Below are 1,436 nucleotides of genomic sequence, written 5' to 3'. Positions count from 1 at the left end.
TTTGCCGAACAGGCCCTGAGCTACCGTGAGCTGAACCGGCGCGCCAACCAGCTGGCGCACAAGCTGCGCGAACAGGGCGTGGGGCCGGACGTGCTGGTGGGCATTGCCGCCGAGCGCAGCGTGGACATGGTCATCGGCCTGCTGGGCATCCTCAAGGCCGGTGGCGCCTATGTGCCGCTGGACCCGGAATACCCCGCCGAGCGCCTGGCCTACATGATGCAGGACAGCGGCATCGGCCTGCTGCTGACGCAAGCCCACCTGCTGGCGCAGTTGCCGGTACCTGAGGGTGTGCAGCCACTGTTGCTCGAACCGCTGCCGGGCTACAGCGATGCCGACCCGGTGCACCACACCCGCCCGGGCAACCTGGCCTACGTGATCTACACCTCCGGCTCCACCGGCCGGCCCAAGGGCGCGGGCAACAGCCATCGCGCGCTGGTCAACCGCCTGTGCTGGATGCAGCAGGCCTACGGCCTGGATGCCAGTGATACGGTGCTGCAGAAAACCCCGTTCAGTTTCGATGTCTCGGTCTGGGAGTTTTTCTGGCCGCTGCTGGCCGGCGCACGCCTGGCCGTGGCGCAACCGGGCGAGCACCGTGACCCGGAGCGCCTGGTGGAGGTGATCAGGCAGTACGCGGTGACCACGCTGCACTTTGTCCCGTCGATGCTGCAGGCGTTCATGGGCAGCGCCGAGGTCGAGCGCTGCAGCAGTCTCAAGCGTGTGGTGTGCAGCGGCGAAGCCTTGCCTGCAGAGCTGGCGCAGCAGACCCTGGCACGCCTGCCCGGCGCACAGTTGTACAACCTTTACGGCCCGACCGAAGCGGCCATCGATGTCACCCACTGGACCTGCCGCCCGGGCGGCGACAGCGGCGTGCCGATTGGCCGCCCGATCGACAACCTGAAAACCCACATCCTCGGTGCCGGGCTGCAGAATGTCGCCCCACGCGCGGCTGGCGAGCTGTACCTGGGCGGCATCGGCCTGGCCCGTGGCTATCACCGTCGCCCGGCGCTGACCGCCGAACGTTTCGTCCCGGACCCCTTCGACAACACGGCACAAGGCGGCGGTCGCCTGTACCGCACCGGCGATCTGGCGCGCTACCGGGCCGACGGGGTGATCGACTACAAGGGCCGTCTCGATCACCAGGTGAAAATCCGCGGGCTGCGCATCGAGCTGGGCGAGATCGAGACGCGCCTGCTCGAGCAGCCGAACGTGCGCGAGGCGGTGGTGCTGGACATCGACGGGCCGGGTGGCAAGCAACTGGCCGCGTATCTGGTCATGGCCGGCGACCTGCCGAGCGACCCACAGCAACAGAACGCGCTGCGCGGCGAACTGCGCGAGCACCTCAGGCTCGGCCTGGCCGACTACATGGTCCCGACCCACTTGCTGTTCCTTGAGCGCCTGCCGGTAACGGCCAACGGCAAGCTGGACCGCAAAGCCCT

General features: G+C 68.3%; 1 protein-coding gene. It reads left to right on the top strand.

The features are described 5' to 3' along the window. Positions 1 to 1,436 (top strand): amino acid adenylation domain-containing protein (locus ACF8GF_RS03675; RefSeq protein WP_392487640.1); only part of this gene is annotated, 1,436 nt, incomplete at both ends.

The organism is Pseudomonas sp. yb_5 (assembly GCF_043103865.1).
GTDB lineage: Bacteria > Pseudomonadota > Gammaproteobacteria > Pseudomonadales > Pseudomonadaceae > Aquipseudomonas > Aquipseudomonas putida_Y.
Note: the sequence above shows the minus strand (reverse complement) of the source record. Positions and strands in the feature narration are given on the sequence as shown.